Source organism: Pseudonocardia sp. (genome assembly GCF_029263155.1).
Taxonomy (GTDB): Bacteria; Actinomycetota; Actinomycetes; order Mycobacteriales; family Pseudonocardiaceae; genus Pseudonocardia.
In genome coordinates this window covers 1-19764 of the sequence record NZ_JAJCYB010000101.1, presented here as the reverse complement: position 1 = coordinate 19764, position 19764 = coordinate 1, and the positions used below count along the sequence as shown (strand labels likewise).

Annotated in this window: 20 protein-coding genes; 6 read left to right on the top strand and 14 right to left on the bottom strand. The window is 73.9% G+C overall.

Annotated features, from left to right (window positions below; translation table 11 throughout):
- Window positions 1–6 precede the first annotated feature (6 nt).
- Window positions 7–801 (top strand): thioesterase family protein, encoded by a 795-nt coding sequence (locus Q1K26_RS20625; protein ID WP_300015471.1) that lies wholly within the window; start codon window positions 7–9, stop codon window positions 799–801.
- An 18-nt stretch (window positions 802–819) separates the two neighbouring features.
- On the opposite strand, the gene hisG is transcribed toward Q1K26_RS20625, so the two are convergent.
- The 4 genes from hisG to metH all read right to left on the bottom strand — a co-directional run bounded on the left by hisG (window position 820) and on the right by metH (window position 6423).
- Window positions 820–1707: an ATP phosphoribosyltransferase gene (hisG, locus tag Q1K26_RS20620; RefSeq protein ID WP_300015469.1), complete on the bottom strand. Its 888-nt coding sequence runs from the start codon at window positions 1705–1707 to the stop codon at window positions 820–822.
- Between the two features lie 28 nt (window positions 1708–1735).
- Window positions 1736–1999 carry a phosphoribosyl-ATP diphosphatase gene (locus Q1K26_RS20615; RefSeq protein WP_300015467.1) on the bottom strand — a complete coding sequence of 88 codons (264 nt, stop codon included), beginning with the start codon at window positions 1997–1999 and terminating at the stop codon, window positions 1736–1738.
- Between the two features lie 166 nt (window positions 2000–2165).
- Entirely contained in the window at window positions 2166–2867 is a 702-nt protein-coding gene (locus Q1K26_RS20610; RefSeq protein WP_300015465.1) for an HAD family phosphatase, read from the bottom strand.
- Window positions 2857–6423: a methionine synthase gene (metH, locus tag Q1K26_RS20605; RefSeq protein ID WP_300015710.1), complete on the bottom strand. Its 3567-nt coding sequence runs from the start codon at window positions 6421–6423 to the stop codon at window positions 2857–2859. Before metH ends, Q1K26_RS20610 begins: the two co-directional genes overlap by 11 nt.
- A 67-nt stretch (window positions 6424–6490) precedes the next feature.
- Here metH and Q1K26_RS20600 point away from each other — a divergent pair, with 67 nt between their 5' ends.
- Window positions 6491–7357, top strand: a complete 867-nt coding sequence (locus Q1K26_RS20600; RefSeq protein ID WP_300015463.1) for a PAC2 family protein — start codon at window positions 6491–6493, stop codon at window positions 7355–7357.
- The gene (locus tag Q1K26_RS20595) at window positions 7354–8487 is read left to right on the top strand and encodes an MFS transporter (protein WP_300015707.1); all 1134 of its coding nucleotides are present in this window, start codon (window positions 7354–7356) and stop codon (window positions 8485–8487) included. Before Q1K26_RS20600 ends, Q1K26_RS20595 begins: the two co-directional genes overlap by 4 nt.
- Before the next feature lie 32 nt (window positions 8488–8519).
- Here Q1K26_RS20595 and Q1K26_RS20590 read toward each other — a convergent pair whose 3' ends face one another.
- Both Q1K26_RS20590 and Q1K26_RS20585 read right to left on the bottom strand, forming a co-directional pair.
- Complete coding sequence (locus Q1K26_RS20590; protein WP_300015461.1) at window positions 8520–8939, bottom strand: hypothetical protein; 420 nt, start codon at window positions 8937–8939, stop codon at window positions 8520–8522.
- Window positions 8936–9295, bottom strand: a complete 360-nt coding sequence (locus Q1K26_RS20585; protein WP_300015459.1) for a DUF2237 domain-containing protein — start codon at window positions 9293–9295, stop codon at window positions 8936–8938. Before Q1K26_RS20585 ends, Q1K26_RS20590 begins: the two co-directional genes overlap by 4 nt.
- 34 nt (window positions 9296–9329) lie before the next feature.
- Here Q1K26_RS20585 and Q1K26_RS20580 point away from each other — a divergent pair, with 34 nt between their 5' ends.
- A complete protein-coding gene (locus tag Q1K26_RS20580) occupies window positions 9330–9479 on the top strand; it encodes a hypothetical protein (protein ID WP_300015457.1) in 150 nt (49 codons plus the stop codon).
- A gap of 293 nt (window positions 9480–9772) precedes the next feature.
- On the opposite strand, the gene mshC is transcribed toward Q1K26_RS20580, so the two are convergent.
- Together mshC and Q1K26_RS20570 are read right to left on the bottom strand one after the other, a co-directional pair.
- A complete protein-coding gene (mshC, locus tag Q1K26_RS20575) occupies window positions 9773–11011 on the bottom strand; it encodes a cysteine--1-D-myo-inosityl 2-amino-2-deoxy-alpha-D-glucopyranoside ligase (RefSeq protein ID WP_300015455.1) in 1239 nt (412 codons plus the stop codon).
- A 21-nt stretch (window positions 11012–11032) separates the two neighbouring features.
- On the bottom strand, window positions 11033–11716 hold the full coding sequence (locus Q1K26_RS20570) for a GNAT family N-acetyltransferase (RefSeq protein ID WP_300015453.1): 684 nt from the start codon (window positions 11714–11716) through the stop codon (window positions 11033–11035).
- A gap of 109 nt (window positions 11717–11825) precedes the next feature.
- On the opposite strand from Q1K26_RS20570, the gene Q1K26_RS20565 reads away from it, so the two are divergent.
- A complete protein-coding gene (locus tag Q1K26_RS20565; RefSeq protein ID WP_300015451.1) occupies window positions 11826–12137 on the top strand; it encodes a nucleotidyltransferase domain-containing protein in 312 nt (103 codons plus the stop codon).
- 283 nt (window positions 12138–12420) lie between these two features.
- Window positions 12421–12906, top strand: coding sequence for a GNAT family N-acetyltransferase (locus Q1K26_RS20560; protein ID WP_300015450.1), 486 nt, complete (start codon window positions 12421–12423; stop codon window positions 12904–12906).
- Between the two features lie 74 nt (window positions 12907–12980).
- On the opposite strand, the gene Q1K26_RS20555 is transcribed toward Q1K26_RS20560, so the two are convergent.
- The 6 genes from Q1K26_RS20555 to Q1K26_RS20530 all read right to left on the bottom strand — a co-directional run bounded on the left by Q1K26_RS20555 (window position 12981) and on the right by Q1K26_RS20530 (window position 19486).
- On the bottom strand, window positions 12981–14924 hold the full coding sequence (locus tag Q1K26_RS20555) for a VWA domain-containing protein (RefSeq protein WP_300015704.1): 1944 nt from the start codon (window positions 14922–14924) through the stop codon (window positions 12981–12983).
- A gap of 144 nt (window positions 14925–15068) precedes the next feature.
- Entirely contained in the window at window positions 15069–16469 is a 1401-nt protein-coding gene (locus Q1K26_RS20550) for an ATP-binding protein (RefSeq protein WP_300015448.1), read from the bottom strand.
- 159 nt (window positions 16470–16628) lie between these two features.
- Window positions 16629–17519 (bottom strand): M56 family metallopeptidase, encoded by an 891-nt coding sequence (locus Q1K26_RS20545; protein WP_300015701.1) that lies wholly within the window; start codon window positions 17517–17519, stop codon window positions 16629–16631.
- Window positions 17520–17576: 57 nt separating this feature from the next.
- A complete protein-coding gene (locus Q1K26_RS20540) occupies window positions 17577–17918 on the bottom strand; it encodes a BlaI/MecI/CopY family transcriptional regulator (protein WP_300015446.1) in 342 nt (113 codons plus the stop codon).
- A 35-nt stretch (window positions 17919–17953) separates the two neighbouring features.
- Window positions 17954–18673, bottom strand: coding sequence for a L,D-transpeptidase (locus Q1K26_RS20535; protein ID WP_300015444.1), 720 nt, complete (start codon window positions 18671–18673; stop codon window positions 17954–17956).
- An 87-nt stretch (window positions 18674–18760) separates the two neighbouring features.
- Window positions 18761–19486: an enoyl-CoA hydratase gene (locus tag Q1K26_RS20530; RefSeq protein ID WP_300015441.1), complete on the bottom strand. Its 726-nt coding sequence runs from the start codon at window positions 19484–19486 to the stop codon at window positions 18761–18763.
- Window positions 19487–19764 lie beyond the last annotated feature (278 nt).

Below are 19764 nucleotides of genomic sequence, written 5' to 3'. Positions count from 1 at the left end.
GGCGGCGTGCCCGACCTCGGACCTTTCTACCGCCCGCTCGACGGCCTGGACGGCGAGCGGTTCCACGCCACGTTCTCCACCACCGGCCCCTGGTTCTCCGACGCGCAGCACGGCGGTCCCCCCGCGGCGCTGCTCGTGCGGGCGTTCGAGCGGTGCGACCCTCGGCCGGGCACGCAGCTCTCCCGCGTCACCGTGGAGGTGCTCGGGCGGATCCCGGCCGGTGACGTCGAGGTCCGGGCCGCGGTCGAACGCCCCGGCCGCACGATCGAGCTGCTGGGTGCCGAGATGACCGCGGGCGGGCGGACCGTGCTGCGCGCCAGGGCGTGGCGGCTCGCGGACGGCGACACGGCGGCCGTGGTCACCGGCGATGCCGCGCCCCTGCCGCCACCCGAGCAGGCCGTCGAGCGCCCCGAACGTCCCGAGGGCTGGCTCCCGGGCTACCTGGACGCGCTGGAGTGGCGGTGGCTCACCGGCTGGCTCGGCGACCCCGGGCCCGGCGTGGCCTGGGTCCGCCCGCGCGTCCCGCTCGTCGAGGGGGAGGAGACCAGCGGGTGGCAGCGGCTGGCCCTGGTCGGCGACAGCGCCAACGGCATCGCCGCCGTGCTGGACGTCCGGAGGTGGCTGTTCGTCAACACCGAGCTGACGATGCACGTGCACCGGGCCCCGGAGGGCGAGTGGGTCGGGGTGCGGGCGCACACCGTGATCGGGCCGGCCGGCCTGGGCACGGTGTCGGCCGAGGTGTTCGACACGGCCGGGCACACCGGGCGGATCACGCAGGGCCTGACCGTCCGGCCGCGCTGACCGCACCCCGCCGACGGCTCAGGTGCTGCGGCCGTCGATCGCGCGGCAGGACCGGATCTCCGACGCCAGGACCGCGCGGGCGCCCATGTCCGCGAGCCGGTCCATGACCTTGTTGACGTCGCGCTTGAGCACCATCGAGCGCACCGCCGACCAGCCCGGTTCGGTGAGCGGCGAGACCGTGGGCGCCTGCAGGCCCGGGCTGATCTCCTTGGCCCGGTCGAGCAGCTCGTTGCGGCAGTCGTAGTCGACCATGAGGAACTGGCGGGCGTAGACGACGCCGCGGATCCGCTCCACGAACACGGTCTTCGCGGCCCGGGTGGCCGCGGACTCCTCGCGGTCGGGCCGCGGCTCGCGCTCGATGAGGTTGGCCTCGGACTCCGCGATGGCGTCGCCGATCACCACCAGGTTGTGCTGGCGCAGCGTGCGCCCCGAGGAGACCACGTCGGCGATCGCGTCGGCCAGCCCGAGCTGCACGGAGATCTCCACCGCGCCGTCGAGCTTGACGATCTCCGAACGCACGCGGTTGCGGGCCAGGTGCGAGCGCACGAGCCGCGGGTAGGACGTGGCGATCGTCTTGCCCTCGAGGTCCTCGAGCTTGGAGATGTCGCTGTTCTCGGGGGCGGCGAAACGGAACTTCGAGTGGCCGAAACCCAGGCCGAGGATGGTCTGCACCTGGCTGCCCGACTCGTCCATCAGATCGGCACCGGTGACCCCGAGCTGCAGGTCGCCGGATCCCACGTAGGTGGCGATGTCCTTGGGCCGCAGGTAGAAGAACTCGATGTCGTTCTCCTCGTCGAGCATGCTCAGGTCACGCAGGTCCGACCGCTGGCGGTACCCGGCCTCGCGCATCATCGTGGCAGCGGGCTCGGCGAGGGTCCCCTTGTTGGGAACGGCGATGCGGAGCATGAGCTCTCCCGGAGTAGTGCTGGTGGATCTACAGGTACTTGTACACGTCGTCGAGCGAGATCTTGCGGCCGATCATGAGGACCTGGAGGCGGTAGAGCAGCTGGGAGATCTCCTCGGCCAGCGCGTCGTCGGACTCGTGCTCGGCCGCCAACCACACCTCGCCCGCCTCCTCGAGCACCTTCTTGCCCTGAGCGTGGACGCCGGCGTCCAGCGCCGTGACCGTGCCGGACCCGGCAGGCCGGGTGGCGGCCTTGTCCGTGAGCTCGGCGAACAGCTCGTCGAAGGTCTTCACCGCGTGTCTCCCATCACGGATCCAGTGTCATCGGTCGTGCGCGACGCGGCGAACCGGCACCCCGGTGAGAGCTGTAGCGGGCAGCTGACGTGCGCCGGGCGGGTGGACGAGGACGGTGAGCACGTCATCGTCACCGACGAATGGTGACTCCGTAGGGACCAACGGTTCACGCCGCGCGATCGGCCCGTGCCCGGGTGTAGCCGAGCCGCACGTCGTCGGCGCTCAGGTCCACCAGCGAGTCCCGGTGGACGCGACCCGGACCGGAGGCGACGGGCACCTCGCACGGCACCACCAGCACCGCGGCCCCGGCCCGCTCGGCGGCGAGCGCCCCGGTCGGCGAGTCCTCCACCGCGAGACAGTGCGTGGCGTCGACGCCGAGCAGCTCGGCCGCCCGCAGGTAGGGATCGGGATCGGGCTTGCCGCGCGGCACCTCGTCGCCGCAGACGGTGACGGTGAAGTGCTCGCGGCCGATGCCGTCCAGCGCCAGCTCGGTGAGCTCGCGGCCGGTGTTGGTGACCAGGGCGGTGGGCCACCCGGCGGCGCGGACGGTGTGCAGCGCGGCCTGCGCGCCCGGGCGCCACTCCAGCCCGGCCCGGAACAGCTCCGCGGTGCGGTCCAGGATCATCCGCTCCGCCTCGGCCGTCCGCCCCGCCTCGGGGCGCAACCCGAGGTCGTCGAACATGATGTCGAGGGTGCGCGGCAGGTTCGACCCGATGATCGCCTCCCGGGCCCCGGCGCTCAGTGCGCCGCCGAGGCGGCGGGCGGTGTCGTCGAGCGAGACGGTCCACACCTTCTCGGAGTCGACGAGCGTGCCGTCCATGTCCCAGAGCACCGCCGCCGGTCCGCCCAGCGGTCCGTCACCCGGCATTGAAGTACTTCGCCTCCGGGTGGTGGGCCACCAGCGCGTCGGTCGACTGTTCCGGGTGCAGCTGCAGCTCCTCGGAGAGCTCCACCCCGATCCGGCCGGGCTGGAGCAGGTCGACGAGCTTGGCGCGGTCCTCCAGGTTGGGGCAGGCGCCGTAGCCCAGCGAGTAGCGGGCGCCGCGGTAGCCCAGCTTGAAGTACTCCTCGATGCTCTCCGGGTCCTCCGCGGCGACCTGCCCACCGGCGGGGAAGGTCAGCTCCTCGCGGATGCGGCGGTGCCACAGCTCGGCGAGCGCCTCGGTGAGCTGCACCCCCAGGCCGTGGACCTCGAGGTAGTCGCGGTAGGCGTCCTTCGCGAACAGCTCGTTGGCGTAGTCGGCGATCGGCTGGCCCATCGTGACCAGGTGCAGCGGCAGCACGTCGACCTCGCCGCGCGAGACGGCGAGCGAGCGGGGCCGCCAGAAGTCGGCCAGGCACAGGTGCCGGTCGCGGCGCTGGCGCGGGAACTCCAGCCGGTACTTCTCGGGGGCGTCCGGGCGCACGTCGTCGAGGACCACCAACGCGTCGCCCTCGGACACCGCCGGGAAGTACCCGTAGACGACGGCCGCGTGCGCGAGCACGCCCTCGGTGGAGAGCCGCTCGAGCCAGTACCGCATGCGCGGCCTGCCCTCGGTCTCGACCAGCTCCTCGTAGCTCGGCCCGTCCCCTCCCTTGGTGCCGCGCAGCCCCCACTGCCCCAGGAACAGCGCGCGCTCGTCGACCATGCCGGCGTACTCGGCCAGCGCGATCCCCTTGACGACCCGGGTGCCCCAGAACGGCGGGGTGGGCAGCGGGTTGTCGGTCGTGACGTCGGAGCGGTCGGGCACCGGCCCGGCGACCTCGGCCTCGGCGGCCTTCCGCTTGGCCGCCACCCGCTGCGAGCGCTCGTGGCGGGCCTTGCGCTCGGCCTTCTTGGCCTCCTCCTCCGGGGTGGTCTCCGGGACCAGCCCGCGGCGGCGGGCCATGGTGGCGTCCATCTCGCGCAGTCCCTCGAAGGCGTCGCGGGCGTAGGTGACGCGGCCCTCGTACACCTCCTGGAGGTCGTTCTCCACGTAGGAGCGGGTCAGCGCGGCCCCGCCGAGCAGCACCGGCATCCTGGTGGCGACCCCCCGGGAGTTCATCTCCTGCAGGTTCTCCTTCATGATCACCGTGGACTTCACCAGCAGCCCGGACATGCCCACGGCGTCGGCCCGGTGCTCCTCCGCGGCGGAGAGGATCGTCGAGATCGGCTGCTTGATGCCCAGGTTGACCACGGTGTAGCCGTTGTTGGTGAGGATGATGTCCACGAGGTTCTTGCCGATGTCGTGCACGTCGCCCTTGACCGTGGCCAGCACGATCGTGCCCTTGCCCTCGTCGTCCTCGGCCCGCTCCATGTGCGGCTCCAGGTAGGCCACCGCCGACTTCATCACCTCGGCGCTGGCCAGCACGAACGGCAGCTGCATCTGCCCGGACCCGAACAGCTCGCCCACGGTCTTCATGCCCGACAACAGCGTGTCGTTGATGATCTCCAGGGCGGGCCGGGACTCCAGGGCCTCGGCGAGGTCGGAGTCGAGGCCCTCGCGCTCGCCGTCGACGATCCGGCGCTCCAGCCGTTCGAACAGCGGCAGCCCGGCCAGCTCCTCGGCCCGGGTGGCGCGCGCCGAGGACGCGGAGACGCCCTCGAACAGTTCCATGAACCGGTTGAGCGGGTCGTAGTCCTCGCGCCTGCGGTCGTAGACCAGGTCCAGTGCCACGGAGCGCTGCTCGTCGTCGATCTTGGCCATGGGCAGGATCTTCGCCGCGGACACGATCGCGGTGTCCAGCCCGGCGTTGACGCACTCGTGCAGGAACACCGAGTTCAGCACCTGGCGGGCGGCGGCGTTGAGGCCGAAGGAGACGTTGGAGACCCCGAGCGTGGTCTGCACGTCGGGCCAGCGGCGCTTGAGCTCCCGGATCGCCTCGATGGTCTCCAGTGCGTCGCGGCGGACCTCCTCCTGCCCGGTGGTGATCGGGAAGGTGAGCGTGTCGACGACGATGTCCTGCACGTGCATGCCGTGCTGGGTGGTCAGGTCGCGGATCAGCCGGTCGGCCACCCGGACCTTCCACTCCGCGGTGCGCGCCTGGCCCTCCTCGTCGATGCACAGCGCGACCACGGCCGCACCGTGCTCGCGGACGAGCTCCATCGCCAGCTGGAACCGCGAGCCCGGACCGTCGCCGTCCTCGTAGTTCACCGAGTTGATGATCGACCGGCCGCCCAGCCGTTCCAGGCCGGCGCGGATGACCGCGGGCTCGGTGGAGTCGAGCATCACCGGCAGCGTGGACGCCGTGGCCAGCCGCCCGGCCAGCTCGGCCATGTCGGCGACACCGTCGCGGCCCACGTAGTCGATGCACAGGTCGATCATGTGCGCGCCCTCGCGGGTCTGGTCGCGCGCGATCCCGACGCAGGTCTCCCAGTCCTCCTCGAGCATCGCCTCGCGGAACTTCTTCGACCCGTTGGCGTTGGTGCGCTCGCCGACCATCAGTACGGAGGTGTCCTGACGGAACGGCACCGATGCGTACAGCGAGCTCAGCCCGGGCTCGGGTCGGGGGTTGCGGGCGGCGGGGGTGACCGCGCGCACCGCGTCGACCATCGCCGTGACGTGCGCGGGCGTGCTGCCGCAGCAGCCGCCGACCAGGCGCAGGCCGTAGTCGCGGACGAACACCGCCAGCGCCTCGGCGAGCCCGTCGGGGTCCAGCGGGTACTCGGCGCCGTTCGGACCGAGCACCGGCAGCCCCGCGTTGGGCATGACCGACAGCGGGATGCGCGCGTGCTTGGACAGCGTGCGCAGGTGCTCGCTCATCTCGGCCGGGCCGGTGGAGCAGTTCAGGCCGATCAGGTCGATGCCCAGCGGCTCCAGCGCGGTGAGCGCCGCACCGATCTCGGAGCCGAGCAGCATCGTGCCGGTGGTCTCCATCGCGACCTGCGTGACGATCGGGATGCGCCGGCCCTCCGCCACCATCGCCCGCTTCACACCCAGCACGGCCGCCTTGACCTGCAGCAGGTCCTGGCAGGTCTCGACGACGATCGCGTCGGCGCCGCCCGCGAGCATGCCGCGCCCGCTCTCGATGTAGGCGTCGCGCAGATCGGCGAACGCGGCGTGGCCCAGTGTCGGGAGCTTGGTGCCGGGGCCGACCGAGCCGAGCACGAACCGGGGCCGGTCCGGCGTGGACATCTCGTCGGCGACCTCGCGGGCGAGCCGCGTGGCCGTCAGCGACAGCTCGGTGATGCGGTCGGAGATGTCGTAGTCGGCCAGGTTGGGCAGGTTCGCCCCGAACGTGTTGGTCTCGACCGCGTCCGCGCCCGCCTCGAGGTAGGCACGGTGGATACGGCGGACGACGTCGGGGCGGGTGTCGTTGAGGATCTCGTTGCAGCCCTCGAGCCCGCCGAAGTCGTCGAGCGTCAGGTCCGCAGCCTGCAACATCGTGCCCATCGCCCCGTCGGCGACGAGGACACGCTCGGCGAGCACGTCCAGGAACGCGGTGTCGAAGGGATGCTGCTGCATGTCGAAGGAGTCGGGCGCCACGCGCACCACGTTAACCGCTACGCGGCTGCGCCCGTACGCTGGACCGATGACCGACCGCGACCCGGAGCCCCGCCTCGTCGACCCGGTGATGATCGCCGCGTTCGAGGGCTGGAACGACGCGGGCGAGGCCGCCAGCACCGCTCTGGAGCATCTGGAGCTGAACTGGGACGCCTCCCCGCTCGCCGAGATCGACCCCGAGGAGTACTACGACTTCCAGGTCACGCGGCCGCACGTGCGCTACGCCGACGGCGTCACGCGCAAGATCGAGTGGCAGACCACGCGGCTGTCGGTGGCCGAGCTGCCGGGCACCGGTCGGCACGTCGTGCTCGTGAACGGGATCGAACCGAACCTGCGCTGGCGGGCGTTCTGCTCGGAGCTGCTGGGGCACATCGAGCGGCTCGGAGTGACGAAGGTCATCACGCTGGGCGCGTTGCTGACCGACATCCCGCACACCCGGCCCACCACCGTCAGCGGGATCTCCTACGACGCCGAGTCGGCCGCGCGCATGCAGGTGGAGAAGTCCAGCTACCGGGGCAACACCGGGATCGTCGGGGTCTTCCAGAACGCCTGCGTGGAGGCCGGCGTGCCGGCGATGTCGTTCTGGGCGGCCGTGCCGCACTACGTCTCGCAGGCCCGCGTGCCCAAGGCGGCCGTGGCCCTGCTGCACCGCATCGAGGAGGTCCTCGACGTCGAGGTGCCCCTGGGCGGGCTGCCCGAGCAGGCCGAGGAGTGGGAGCGCACCGTCTCGGAGATGGCCGAGGCCGACGACGAGGTCCGCGAGTACGTGCGCCAGCTCGAGGAGCAGGCCGAGGCCGAGGACACCGACGTCCTGCCCGAGGCCGACGGGGACGCCATCGCCGCCGACTTCGAGCGCTACCTGCGCCGACGCGGCAGCGGGGGCGCGGGCACCTGACCGGACCGCGGTCCCGGGCGGCGCGGGCCGGCCTCTACGCAGGCGCCTTCCTCGGCCCCTTCGGTGGCGGGCTCACCGTCGCCATGCTCCCCGAGCTGGGCGGGTCGTTCGGTGTCTCGGCGGGCACCGCGGCCACCTCCGTCACGGCGTACCTGCTGCCGTTCGCGGCCGTGATGCTCGTGTCCGGCACGCTCGGCGAGCGCTGGGGGCGCAGGCGCACCGTCGTCGTCGCCTACGGGATCTACCTGCTGGCCTCGCTCGCGTGCGCGCTCGCCTGGAGCTGGCCGGTGTTCGTCGCCGCGCGGGCGCTGCAGGGCGTGGCCAACGGGTTCACCACACCGCTGCTGCTGGCCGCCATCGGCTCGGCGGTGGCGCCGGAGCGGCTCGGGCGCGCGCTGGGATGGTTCGGTTCGCTGCAGGCGCTGGGCCAGACCTCGGCGCCGCTGCTGGGTGGGCTCGCGGCCGAGTTCGACTGGCGGTGGGCGTTCGGCGGGATCGCGGTGGTGGCCGCCGTGCTCGCCGTGGTCGGGATCCCGTCCGGGACACCGGCGGGCGCCGGGGCGTCGCTGCGCTCGGCCTGGCGGCCCGCGGTGCTGCGGGCCGGGGTGGTGGCCGCCGTCGGCTGGGGCTGCCTGGCCGGGCTGAACTTCCTGGTCGCGCTGCGTCTGGAGGCGGAGTTCGGGCTCGGAGCGGGCCCGCGCGGGCTGGCGCTGACGGCGTTCGGCGTGGCCGGGTTGCTCACCGCGCGCCTGGTCGGGGGCGGGGTGGACCGCATCGGCGCCGCGCGCAGCGTGCGCATCGGGGCCGGGCTCGGCGTCCTGGTGGTCCTCGCCGCCGGGCTGGCGCCCGCGGTCGGGGCGGTCGTGGCGGCCTGGGCGGTGGGCGGGGTGGCCACCCAGCTCGTGCTGGTCGGGGTGAACGCCCTGGTGCTGACCGATGCCGCGGGCCACCACGGCGGCTCGATCTCGGCGGTGCAGGCGGTGCGCTTCGGCGGGGGCTCGCTCACCCCGCTCGCGCTGACCCCGGTATTCGCCGCCGACCCGGTGCTGGCGTTCCTGCTTCCCGCGCTGGCGCTGGCCGTGGTGGTGCCTGCCGCGCTCCCCCGCGGCCGCCCGACCGTGCGGACATGATCGTGGAACGCGAATCCGCCTGCCTTCCACGATCAAGCCGGCCGCCCCAGCAGGTCCAGGACCGCGCGGGCGTAGGCCCGCTCGGCGTCGACGTCGACGTGCCGCCGCTCCGTCCCGCCGATCTCCGCGACGACCGCCCAGCCGACGACCGGCCAGCCGTCGCCGACCGGCTCCAGCCGCCGGAACGCCGGGCCGAGCGCGTCGCGCAGCTGGCCCTCGTGCGGGAGCCAGACCGCCGCATCGGCCTCCACGCTGTCCAGGGCCCACTCGGTGGTGCCGTTGAAGCGCAGCAGCCGACCGCCGGGGGCGTCCTGGACGTCGATGGTCAACTCGCTGACGACGAACACGTCGCCGTCCATGTCACGGTCGGCGATGACGAACCGGTCACCCGAGGCCGGTGACCAGGGCAACCCGGCCGCCCGCAGCCGGGTGGCCAGCTCGACGGTGATCACCGGGCGGCGTGCCGTCGCAGGTCGGCGAGGTCGATCCACTCCAGGGTGCGGGCGTGGGTGGCCTCCAGCACCACGGGCGGAGCGGCCCCGGCCGCCAGCGCCTCGGCCCACCGCGACGCGCACAGGCACCAGCGGTCACCCGGCGTGAGCCCGGCGAAGCCGTACGCGGGTTGCGGGGTGGACAGGTCGTTTCCCGCGGCCGCACTGAACTCCAGGAACTCGGCGGTGACCTGGGCGCACACGGTGTGCACGCCGCTGTCCTCACCGCCGGTGTCGCAGCAGCCGGTGCGGTAGAAGCCGGTCATCGGGTCGGTGCCGCAGGTCGCGAGCTCACCGCCGAGAACGTTGCGTGCCATGTGCCCCATGCAACCAGAACGGGTACCCCGCGGCATGACCGACCGACAGCCCGACCCCGACGCCCCCCGCAACCCCGACGCCCCCGACATCGACCTCGACGTGCCCGTGCCGTCCTCGCCCGCGGAGACCAACCCCGACGACGAGGACACCCCCGACGGCGGCGCGCCCGAGCCGCCGGACTGACCGGCCCACCGCCCCGGCCGGCTCGGCCCGGCCCGGCCGGGCCGGCACGGCCGGGCCGGCACGGACGGCCGGTCCGCCGGAGGACCCGGGCGATCACCGGTCGGGCGGCCGGTGGTCCCGGTGGTCACGAAGCGGGAACCGGCCGCGGCATGCACGCCCGCGTGTTCCACGACGGCGATCACCCCGGCTCGCGGACTCCGTGATCGTCGCTCTGGAACCGCCGGCCGCACCCCATCCGGCTGCGGGTTCCCGAACGCCGATCATGACCGGGCGCTCCGCTCGGCCCGCCGGACCTACAGCCGGACGCCGAGCAGGGCGTCCACGGCGTCGCGGACGGCGGCGGGGGCCACGGAGTCGGTGCCGCGCCGTTCCCGGGCCTGCGCGGCCCACGCGTCGACGGCGGCGAGCGCGGCGGGGGTGTCGAGGTCGTCGGCGAGGTGCGTGCGCAGTCGCCGGACGAGGTCGTCGGCGGGCGGCGCCACGGTCAGCGCCACCGCGTCGCGCCACCGCGCCAGGCGGGCGCGCGCGTCGTCGAGCAGGCCCTGGGTCCAGGCGCGGTCGGTGCGGTAGTGCCCGGCGAACAGGGCCACCCGGATCGCGTTCGGGTCGACGTCCTCGGAGCGCAGCTTGGACACGAACACCAGGTTGCCGCGCGACTTCGACATCTTCTCGCCGTCGAGCCCGATCATCCCGGTGTGCGTGTAGTGCCTCGCGAACGGGTGCACTCCGGTGAACGCCTCGGCGTGCGCGGCCCCGCACTCGTGGTGCGGGAAGATCAGGTCCGAGCCGCCGCCGTTGAGGTCGATCTGCGGGCCGAGGCGGTTGAGGGCGATGGCCGCGCACTCGACGTGCCAGCCCGGCCGCCCGGCGCCGAGGTCGGACTCCCAGTACGGCTCACCCTCGCGGGCCATGCGCCACAGCAGCGGGTCGAGCGGGCTGCGCTTGCCGGGGCGGTCCGGGTCGCCACCGCGCTCGCGTGAGAGCTGCGTCATCGTCGGCTCGTCGTAGCTCGACTCGTAGCCGAAGTGCCCGGTCACCGACGAGTCGAAGTAGACGTCGGGGAACTCGGCGTCGTCGACGCGGTACGCCGCGCCCGAGGCGAGCAGCTTGCCGACCAGCTCCGCGATCTCGCCCATCGCCTCGACCGCGCCGATGAAGTGCCGCGGCGGGAGCACCCGCAGCGCCTCCATGTCCTCGCGGAACAGCGCGGTCTCCCGCATGCCGAGCACGACCCAGTCGTCCTGGTCGCGCGCGGCGCGCTCCAGGAGCGGGTCGTCGATGTCGGTGACGTTCTGCACGTAGTGCACGTCGTGCCCGAGGTCGCGCCACAGCCGGTTGACCAGGTCGAACGCCAGGTAGGTGGCGGCGTGGCCGAGGTGGGTGGCGTCGTAGGGGGTGATCCCGCAGACGTACATGAGCGCCTCGCGACCGGGCGCCGTCGGGCGGATCCGGCCGGTGGCGGTGTCGTGCAGGCGCAGCGGCGGCCCCTCGCCGGCGATGCGCGGGACGTCGACGGGTGCCCAGGTGTGCATGCCCTCCAAACTACTTGCTGTTCACCACCACGCCGGTGGGAGCTTCGCCTCGATGTCCCGGACGTGGTGTCGGGTGCAGGTGGGGCAGAGCCACCGGACGTGGTCACCGTCCTGCCCGCGGGTCCACGCCGGGTCGGCACCCGCCCGCAGCTGCGGGCACCGGTCGCACGAGGGTGGCCGGTCGATCCGGTGCACGACGTGCCACCCGTCGTCGACGGGGTTGTCGGGCTCCAGGTGTCCCTGGGCCACCCGGCCGAGCCCGGCCTTCTCCAACGCGCGCCAGGACGCGACGTTGCCCGCGGCGACCGCGACGATCACGCACGGGGCGTCCGGGAACGCCGTCCACGTGTCGGTGAGCAACGAACGGATCATCCACGTGCCGAGGCCGCGGCCGGGCTCGTCGACCAGGTAGTCGATCGTGACGGCGCCGTCGGGGACGTCGGTGAGTGCGGCGAGGCCCGCGTGCTCCTCGGGATAGGCGTCGATCCGGCAACGCTGGGCGAGTCCGAACGGGCGCCCGTCCAGCGCGGCGATGAGGTCCTCGCTCGGCTCCTCGCCGCGCAGGGTCGGCCCGAAGTCGCGCTCGACGGCGTCCGGGGACGTCTCGTGGTTCCACCACCGGGCCACGGCCGGCTCGGCGAGCCAGCGCCCGATCATCGGGAAGTCGGCGGCGGTGACCCTCCGCCAGGTGATCCGCCCCGTCACGGATCCGAGAATAGGACGGACCACGGTGCCCCGGCTGCTCCGGAGCAGCGAGTCCGCTCCTCCCGGTTCGCGACGCCCTGACCGGCTCGGTCACCCCTATGCTTGCGCCGTGACGGTGCATCCCCTGGTGGCCGCGAAGCGCCGCGACATCGAGGCGCTGTGCCGCGAGCTGGGCATCCGCAGGCTGGATGTCTTCGGCTCCGCGGTCACCGACGACTTCGACTCCGAGCACAGCGACGTGGACGTGCTCGTCGACTTCGACACCTCGGCCCCCGGCTCCCCCGACACCTACTTGGCGCTCAAGTGGGGGCTGGAGGCCATCCTCGGACGCCCGGTCGACGTCGTCGTCGCGACCGCGATCCGCAACCCGTACGTCCGATCGCACGTGATGGGGACCCGTGAGCCGTTCTTCGCGGCGTGACCCCGCGCGCGTGCCGGAGCTCCGCAGCGTCGTCGTGCTCCGCAACGTGCTGGTGCACGGGTACCGCCAGGCGGTCGATGTCGGTCACCGTGGCCTTCAGCGTCGCTGGGCTGGGCTGGCCGGACACCGAACAGCGCGCCGCCGAACACCTCCACCAGGGCGGATGGGTGCGGCCGCCCTCGCACGGCGCCAGGGTGAACGTGCCGGAGCCCATGACCGATGGGCCGAGACCGTCCCGTGCGGGATCGCCGATCGGCCGGGGCGGTAACCTACCGTCCCCCCTGTGCCGATCGAGCTTCGACCTGCTGCGCCCACGGACGCGGGCTTCATCGCGGAGATGCTCGTCGCGGCGGTCTTCTGGCGACCCGACGAACCATCCGGAAGCGTCCGAGACGTCCTCGATCGACCGGAGCTCGCGCACTACGTCGCGGGCTGGCCACAGCCCGGCGACCTCGGCGTCGTCGCCGAGGACGGACGGCCGGTGGGGGCCGCCTGGCTCCGGTTCCTGCCGGAGAGCGACCCCGGCTACGGCTTCGTGGACTCGGCGACGCCTGAGCTGTCCATGGGGGTCGTGCAGTCGTCACGGGGACGAGGAGTCGGCACTCGGCTGCTCGCCGCGCTGATCGCTTCTGCCCGCGAGCACGCCCTGGGCACCCTGAGCCTGAGCGTGGAGCCGGACAACCATGCGCGGCGCCTCTACGAGCGGTCCGGCTTCCGGCAGGTCGGCACTGTCGATGGATCGCTCACCATGCTGTTGCTGCTCGAGTAGCCGTCCCCGGACGCCGCCGGTACCACGTGCCGACGTACCCACCTTGGGGCGACGACCTGACCGTGCCCCGCGCCTCAACGGCGGGTGCGGAGGTAGTCCGCCACCACCTCCGCGCCGAGCCCGTCGAGGGTGGGGGCGACGACCCGCCCGCCGCAGCGCCTGGCGACGCCGTCCATGAACGCCGCGAGCCGCGGGTCGTCGCCGAGCACGAAGAACGTGAACGACGCCCGCAGCCCGGTGACCCGGTCGACCTCGGCGATCGTGGCGCGCAGGGTCGCGGGGCTGGTGGGGTAGTCGAAGGCGGCGTAGCCGTCGGGTTCCAGGTGCGCCGTCGGCTCCCCGTCGGTGACGACGAGCACGACGGGCTGGGCGTCGGGGTTGCGGCGCAGGTGCCGCCCGGCCAGGACCATCGCGTGGTGCAGGTTGGTGCCCTGCTCGTAGGCGCCGTCCAGGCCGACCAGCTCGCCCAGCTCCACCGACCGGGCGTGGCGGCCGAACGTGATCAGCTTCAGGTCGTCGCCGCGGAAGCGGGTGGAGATCAGCTGGTGCAGCGCGAGCGCGGTGCGCTTCATCGGTACCCAGCGCCCGTCCTGCACCATCGACCACGACGTGTCGACGCACAGCGCCACGCAGGCGCGGGTCCTCTGCTCGGTCTCCACGATCTCCACGTCGGTGACGTCGAGCGCGCGCCGGTCCCCGCCCGCGCGGCGCAGCTCGGCGTTGAGCAGCGTCTTCGGCACGTTCCAGGCCTCGGTGTCGCCGAACGCCCACGGCCGGGTGGCGCCGGTGGCCTCCCCCGCCGCGCCCGAGCGGTCGGTCTCGCGCTCGCCGCGCCGGGCCCCGATCCGGTCGACGACCTCGCGCAACGCGGACTCCCCCAGCCGGCGCAGCGCCTTCGGGGACAGCTGCAACGACCCGTCGGCGGCCCGGGAGAACAGGCCCTGGCGCTGCAGCTCCCGCTCCAGGTCCGCCAGCGCGCGGGCGTCGACGCGGGCCTGGTCGCCCAGGTGCTTTTCGACCGCGTCGAGGTCGATGTCCTCCAGCCGCGCGCCGGGGTAGCTCTGCGAGAGCTGCTCGGCCAGCGCGTCGAGCTTCCCCAGCTCCTCCATGGCGCGGGTGGCCTCGCCCATCCCCATCGGGTTCTCGCCGCGGAAGCGGCCTCGCCCGTCCCAGTCCTCGCCGGGGCGCAGTCCCTGCAGCTGGGCGTCGAGCTGTGCGAGTGCCTGCGCCAGGCCCGGGTCGCCGAACGCCTGCTGCGCCAGCTCCATCAGCTCGGCGCGCTGCTCGGCCGACATCGAGTTCAGCATCCGCTGGGCCGCCGCGGCGCGCTGGGCGAGGAGGTCGATCAGCTCCTCGGTGGTCTGCGGGTTCTCCGGGAAGTGCTCGCCGTGCTGCGCCATGAACTCGGAGAACTGCTCGGTGGTGTCCTGCCCGGCGGCGTGGTTCGCCAGCAGCGCGTTGAGGGCGTCGAGCATCTCCCGGATGGCCTCGACGTCCTGCGGCGTCGCGTTCTGCATCGCCTGCTTCATCCCGGCGAAGCGCTGGTCGAGCATCTCCCGGCCCAGCAGGTCGCGGATCTCCTCGTACGCCTCGCGGGCATCGGCGGACTGCCAGTCGTAGGAGTTCAGCTCGCGAACGGCGCCGCCCGTGTCCGACGGCAGCGCGTCGAGCTGCATCTCCCGGAAGCGGGCGTCGTCGGTGTCCTGGCGGCCCAGCGAGTCGCGCTCGGCGTCGAGGGCACGTTGCAGCAGCTCGCGGACCTGCTGCAGCGTGCCGTCGAGCCGGTTCTCCCGCTGCAGCCGGCTGCGGCGCTGCCAGATCTCACGGGTCAGCTCGTCGAGCCCCCTGCGGTTCTCCGTCCCGCGGCGCAGCAGCTCCTGCAGCGCGGTACGGGGGGACGAACCCTCCATCACGTCCCGGCCGATCTCGTCCATCGCGGCCCGCAGGTCGAACGGTGGGGCGAGCGGGTCGGGACCGTCGGTGTAGGGACCGTAGGAGTATCCGGGTCGGCGTCGCATCACGGAATCCACGGTACGTCGGCGCGGCCGATCGCGCGGAGGGCTCGGCGACGAGCTGCGCACCGTCCCGCCACCCGCGTACGGCCCGCGGTGCGCGACCGGCCGGCAGGTGCGCGGCTCACGGTGAGCACCCGCTCGCGACGCTCAGCCGTAGCTGACGCTGTCGTCGTCGGCGGTGTCCTTGGCCAGCCGGCGGGTGAGGAACAGCAGCTCCAGCGCCAGCTCCGCGGCGCTGGCCATCGGCCCGGGCTCCTCGGTGCCCGACGCGTCGAGCCGCCTCGCGATCTCGGTGAGCACCTCGACGCCCGGCAGCGCGGCCACCACCTCGGCCGCGGGCACCCGCTCCCCCGTCCGGACCGGAGATCCGGAGACGGCCTCGGCGAGCGGGTCGAGGTCGATGCCGCGCAGCCGGGCCCGGGCGGTGTCGGCGGTGGCCCGACGCAGCAGGTGCTCCATGTGCTCGGCCTCGCGGCCCTCCTCGCCGGAGGCGAACTCCAGCTTCCCGCGCAGGACGGCAGGCACCGACTCCAGGTCGACCGGCCGGGCGACGGCGTTGGCCTCCCCGGTGAGCGCGGCGCGGCGTAGCGCGGCGGCGGCCACGGTCTCCGCGGCGGCCACCGCGAACCGCGCGGACACCCCGGACCCCTGGTCGACGGCGGTCGACTCGCGCAGGGCCCGGGTGAACCGGGCGATGATCTCCAGCAGGTGCCGGGGGAGGTCGGCGACGAGCACGGCCTCCTGCTCCACCAGCGCGATCTCGTCGGCCAGCTCCAGCGGGTAGTGCGTGCGGACCTCGGCGCCGAAGCGGTCCTTGAGCGGGGTGATGATCCGGCCGCGGTTGGTGTAGTCCTCCGGGTTGGCCGACGCAACGAGCAGCACGTCCAGCGGCAGCCGCAGCGTGTAGCCCCGGACCTGGATGTCGCGCTCCTCCATCACGTTGAGCAGCGACACCTGGATGCGCTCGGCGAGGTCGGGCAGCTCGTTGATCGCCACCACGCCGCGGTGGGCGCGCGGGACCAGCCCGTAGTGGATCGTCTCGGGGTCGCCGAGCGAGCGGCCCTCGGACACCTTGACCGGGTCGATGTCGCCGATCAGGTCGGCCACCGCGGTGTCCGGCGTGGCGAGCTTCTCGGTGTAGCGCTCGTCGCGGTGTCGCCACGCGACGGGCAGCTCGTCGCCGAGCTCGGCCGCGCGGCGCTGCGAGGCGGGCGTGATCGGATCGTAGGGGTGCTCGCCGAGCTCGGCGCCGTCGATGACGGGGGTCCACTCGTCGAGCAGACCGGTCAGCGCCCGCAGCAGGCGGGTCTTGCCCTGCCCGCGCTCGCCGAGCAGCACGACGTCGTGCCCGGCGATCAGGGCCCGCTCCAGCTGCGGGAGGACCGTCGACTCGAATCCGACGATGCCGGGCCACGGGTCGCGGCCCGCCCGCAGGGCCGCGACCAGGTTCTGTCGGATCTCGTCCTTGACGCCACGCAGCTCGTGGCCGGAGGCACGCAGCGCGCCCAGGGTGCGGGGAAGGTCGGCGCGGGGAACGTCGTGAGGCACACCTCCACGCTACGCCCGGAGCCGCCGCGCGGCGCGCGGCGCACATCCCTCCGGTCGGACCCGCGCGCCGATCCGGTTCTCGCGCGCGGTCGGCGGCGCGCGGGACCCGGTTCGGCGCGCGGAACCGCCCCGGCCCGGGTACGCCGCGACTGCGCTGTCTCAGGCCAGCAGCAGCGACGCGGTCGGCGCGGCCACCAGCGCCACCGCGGCGGCCCGGACCAGCACCCGCACGGCGCGCGGCAGCGGGGGCGGCGGGTCGGTGATCCGGGAGAGCCTGCGGTCCAGGGCCGTGGTGAACGAGCTCAGCGCGGCGGCGGGCGCGGCGCCGCCCATGGTCCGCAGCGCCCCCACCAGCTCGCTCGACCGGCACCGGGACGCGGCGACGTCGTCGGCCCGCATCTCGATCAGCGCGGCCACGGCGATCTGCGCGCACACCATCCCGCGGACGAACGGCGCCGTCGCCCCCCACGCGACGAAGGGCAGGACCACGAGGTCGTGGCGTTCCCGCAGGTGCGCCCGCTCGTGGGCGAGCACGGCGCGGACGCCGGCCGGGTCCAGCGCGTCCAGCACGCCCACGGAGAGCACCAGCCGCGAGCGGAGTCCGGGCAGGCAGTAGGCGACCGGGACCGGGTGGTCGAGCACGCGGGCGCCGGGCGCCGCGGGCCAGGGCGTGCCGAGGACGTCGAGCAGGTCGCGATGGCGGCGCCGGGCCCGCTGGGTGCGCACGGTGACCGCGACGAGCACCCCGACCAGCCGCAACGCCAGCAGCAGCGCGGCGACCAGCGCCGCGACGTGGGTGGGGCCCAGCCGGGCCGGGGACGCGGCGTCCAGTGCGCGCAGGGCGGCGGGCAGCGACGGCCCGAGCGGCGCGAGCCCGTACACGATCCCGGCTCCCAGCAGGGCGAGACCCCCGGCCAGGCCGACCGCCTGCCACGCGAGCAGCGCCCCGACCGGGTCACGCGCCGGCCAGTGCGCGCCGGCCAGCGCCCGGCTGACCGGCTCGGCGAGCACGACGCCGAGCAGCAGCAGCCCGAGCGCCGTCCACTCCATCACCGGTCGATCCTCCCGGGGCGGCGGCGGTCCGGCGCGCCGGGGGTCGCCCCTCAGTCAGTCGAGCAGGTCCCGCAGGGCGGCCCGCTCGTCGGCCGGGATCGAGCCGAGGAACCGGGCCAGGACGGCACCGCGATCGGGGGCTGCGTCCAGCGCGTCGCGCATCAGCTCGGCGACGTGGTCCTCCCGGCTCGCGACCGAGCGGTACCGGTGCGCCCGGCCCTCGCGCTCGCGGGTGACCAGACCCTTGCGCTCCAGGCGGCCCAGGACGGTGAGGACCGTGGTGGTGGCGAGGTCACGGGCGGCGAGTGCGTCCTGGACGTCGCGCGCGGTGAGGGGCGTCGCGGCCGCCCACAACGTCTCCATCACGGCACGTTCCAGCTCACCCAGGCTCGGCACGACGCCATTCTACCCCCCGTAGAACCGCGAGGGTACTAGCGGACCTGTACCTCGTCGCCGACCTGCAGGTACTCGAACCAGGCCATGGCGTCGGACCGGACCAGCTTGATGCAACCCGCCGACGGCGAGTCCTGGCTGCCCTCGTGGAACGCGATGCCCCCCTCGGCGAAGAACACCGAGTACGGCATCTGGGTGAGGTACTCGCGGCTGGTCCAGGCCTCGGCCTTCCACTCCACGCGGAACGTGCCGGTGGGGGTGGGGTCGATCTCGTCGCCGATCATGATGCCGACCGGGCCCCGGCGCACGACCCCGTCCTCGATCAGCCAGGCCGTGCGGGCGGCGAGGTCGGCACACGCCTTGGCCGTCACCGTGCAGGGCGTGCCGGGGACCAGCGCCGCCGGTCCGGTCGCGCGGACCGGGATGCTCGCGCGGGTGGGATCGGCCGCCGCCGTGGCGGCCGGCACCGGTTCCCGCACGGGAGCGGTGCTCGGGGCGGGGACCGGTTCGGTGCGCGCGGACGGCACCGCCGCGGGAGCGGTCGTCGTGGATGCCGGTGTGGTCGTGGGTACAGGGGTGGTCGTGGGTGCAGCGGGCAGCCCGGGCTCCGCCGCCGCGACCGGGAGCACCGGTACCGCACGTGGCGGCACGGCCCGCGGCACGTCGGCCGTCCCGATCCCGACGACGACCAGGCTGACGACGCAGGCCAGCACCGCGCCCAGCGCGACGCGGCGCACCCCGTGCGCGTGTAGTCCCAACCTCGGCCCCCTTCGGTACTGCACGGCTCAACGACCGCGGCCCACGAAGGTGACGGTTCGTGTCCCGTCGGACACCGCGGGCGACGCTCAGCGGCCCACGAAGGCCGGTGCGCGCTTCTCCTCGCGGGCCCGGCGGCCCTCGTGCAGGTCCTCGCTGCTCCAGCACGCCTCGAACGCCGCGACCAGCGCGGGGTCGTCGTCGGCGAGGTCGGTGCGGTCCAACGCCAGCTTGTTGTAGCGCAGCGTGAGGGGGGCGAGCCCGGCCAGCTCCGCCGCCAGCTCCAGTGCGGCGTCGCGGTCGCCCACCCGGTCGACCAGACCCCGGGCGTGGGCGAGGTCGGTACCGACCTGCTGGCAGGCCAGCAGGATCGCGCGCGCGGTGCCACCCCCTGCGAGCCGGGCCAGCCGCCGCACCGTCCACGGGTCGACCGCCAGGCCGATCCGCGCCGTCGGCACCCCGAACACCGCGTCCGGGACGGCGACCCGCAGGTCGCAGGCGATCGCGAGCTGCGTTCCGGCGCCGATCGCGGGCCCGTTCACGGCCGCGACGACCGGCACCGGTGCCCCGGTGACGGCCCGCAGCGCGGCGTGCAGGGCGTCGCGGAAGCCGTCGGTGTACACCTCGCCGAAGTCGGCACCCGAGCAGAAGCTGCTGCCCGACCCGGTCACGACGATCGCGCGCGCTCCCCCGGCCAGCAGGCCCTCCACGGCGTCGACGATGCGCCGGCACTGGGCGACGTCGAGCGCGTTGCGCCGGTCCGGCCGGTCCAGTTCGACCAGGCCGACCGACCCGGTGGCGGAAACGTTGATCACGTGGTGCTCCTCCCGCGCGCCGCCGTGGCGCCCGGGCCGGAGGCTAGATCCACCCGCCCCGTACCTCCTCCGCCGCCCTGCGATCCACGGCGTGACGCACCAGGTCGTGCCGCGGAACACAGGAGCCTAGGCTGCCGGGGTGGTGCGTCCTGAAAGCTGGATCAGGCCAGCGGGTGTGAGTCCCGCCTGGGTAGGTACCGGAGCGCCCAGTAGCAGGCCCCGGTTCGTCGGAGAGATCCGGCGGGCTGAGCGGGGCGTCGAGAGCCTCTTCGGAGGGA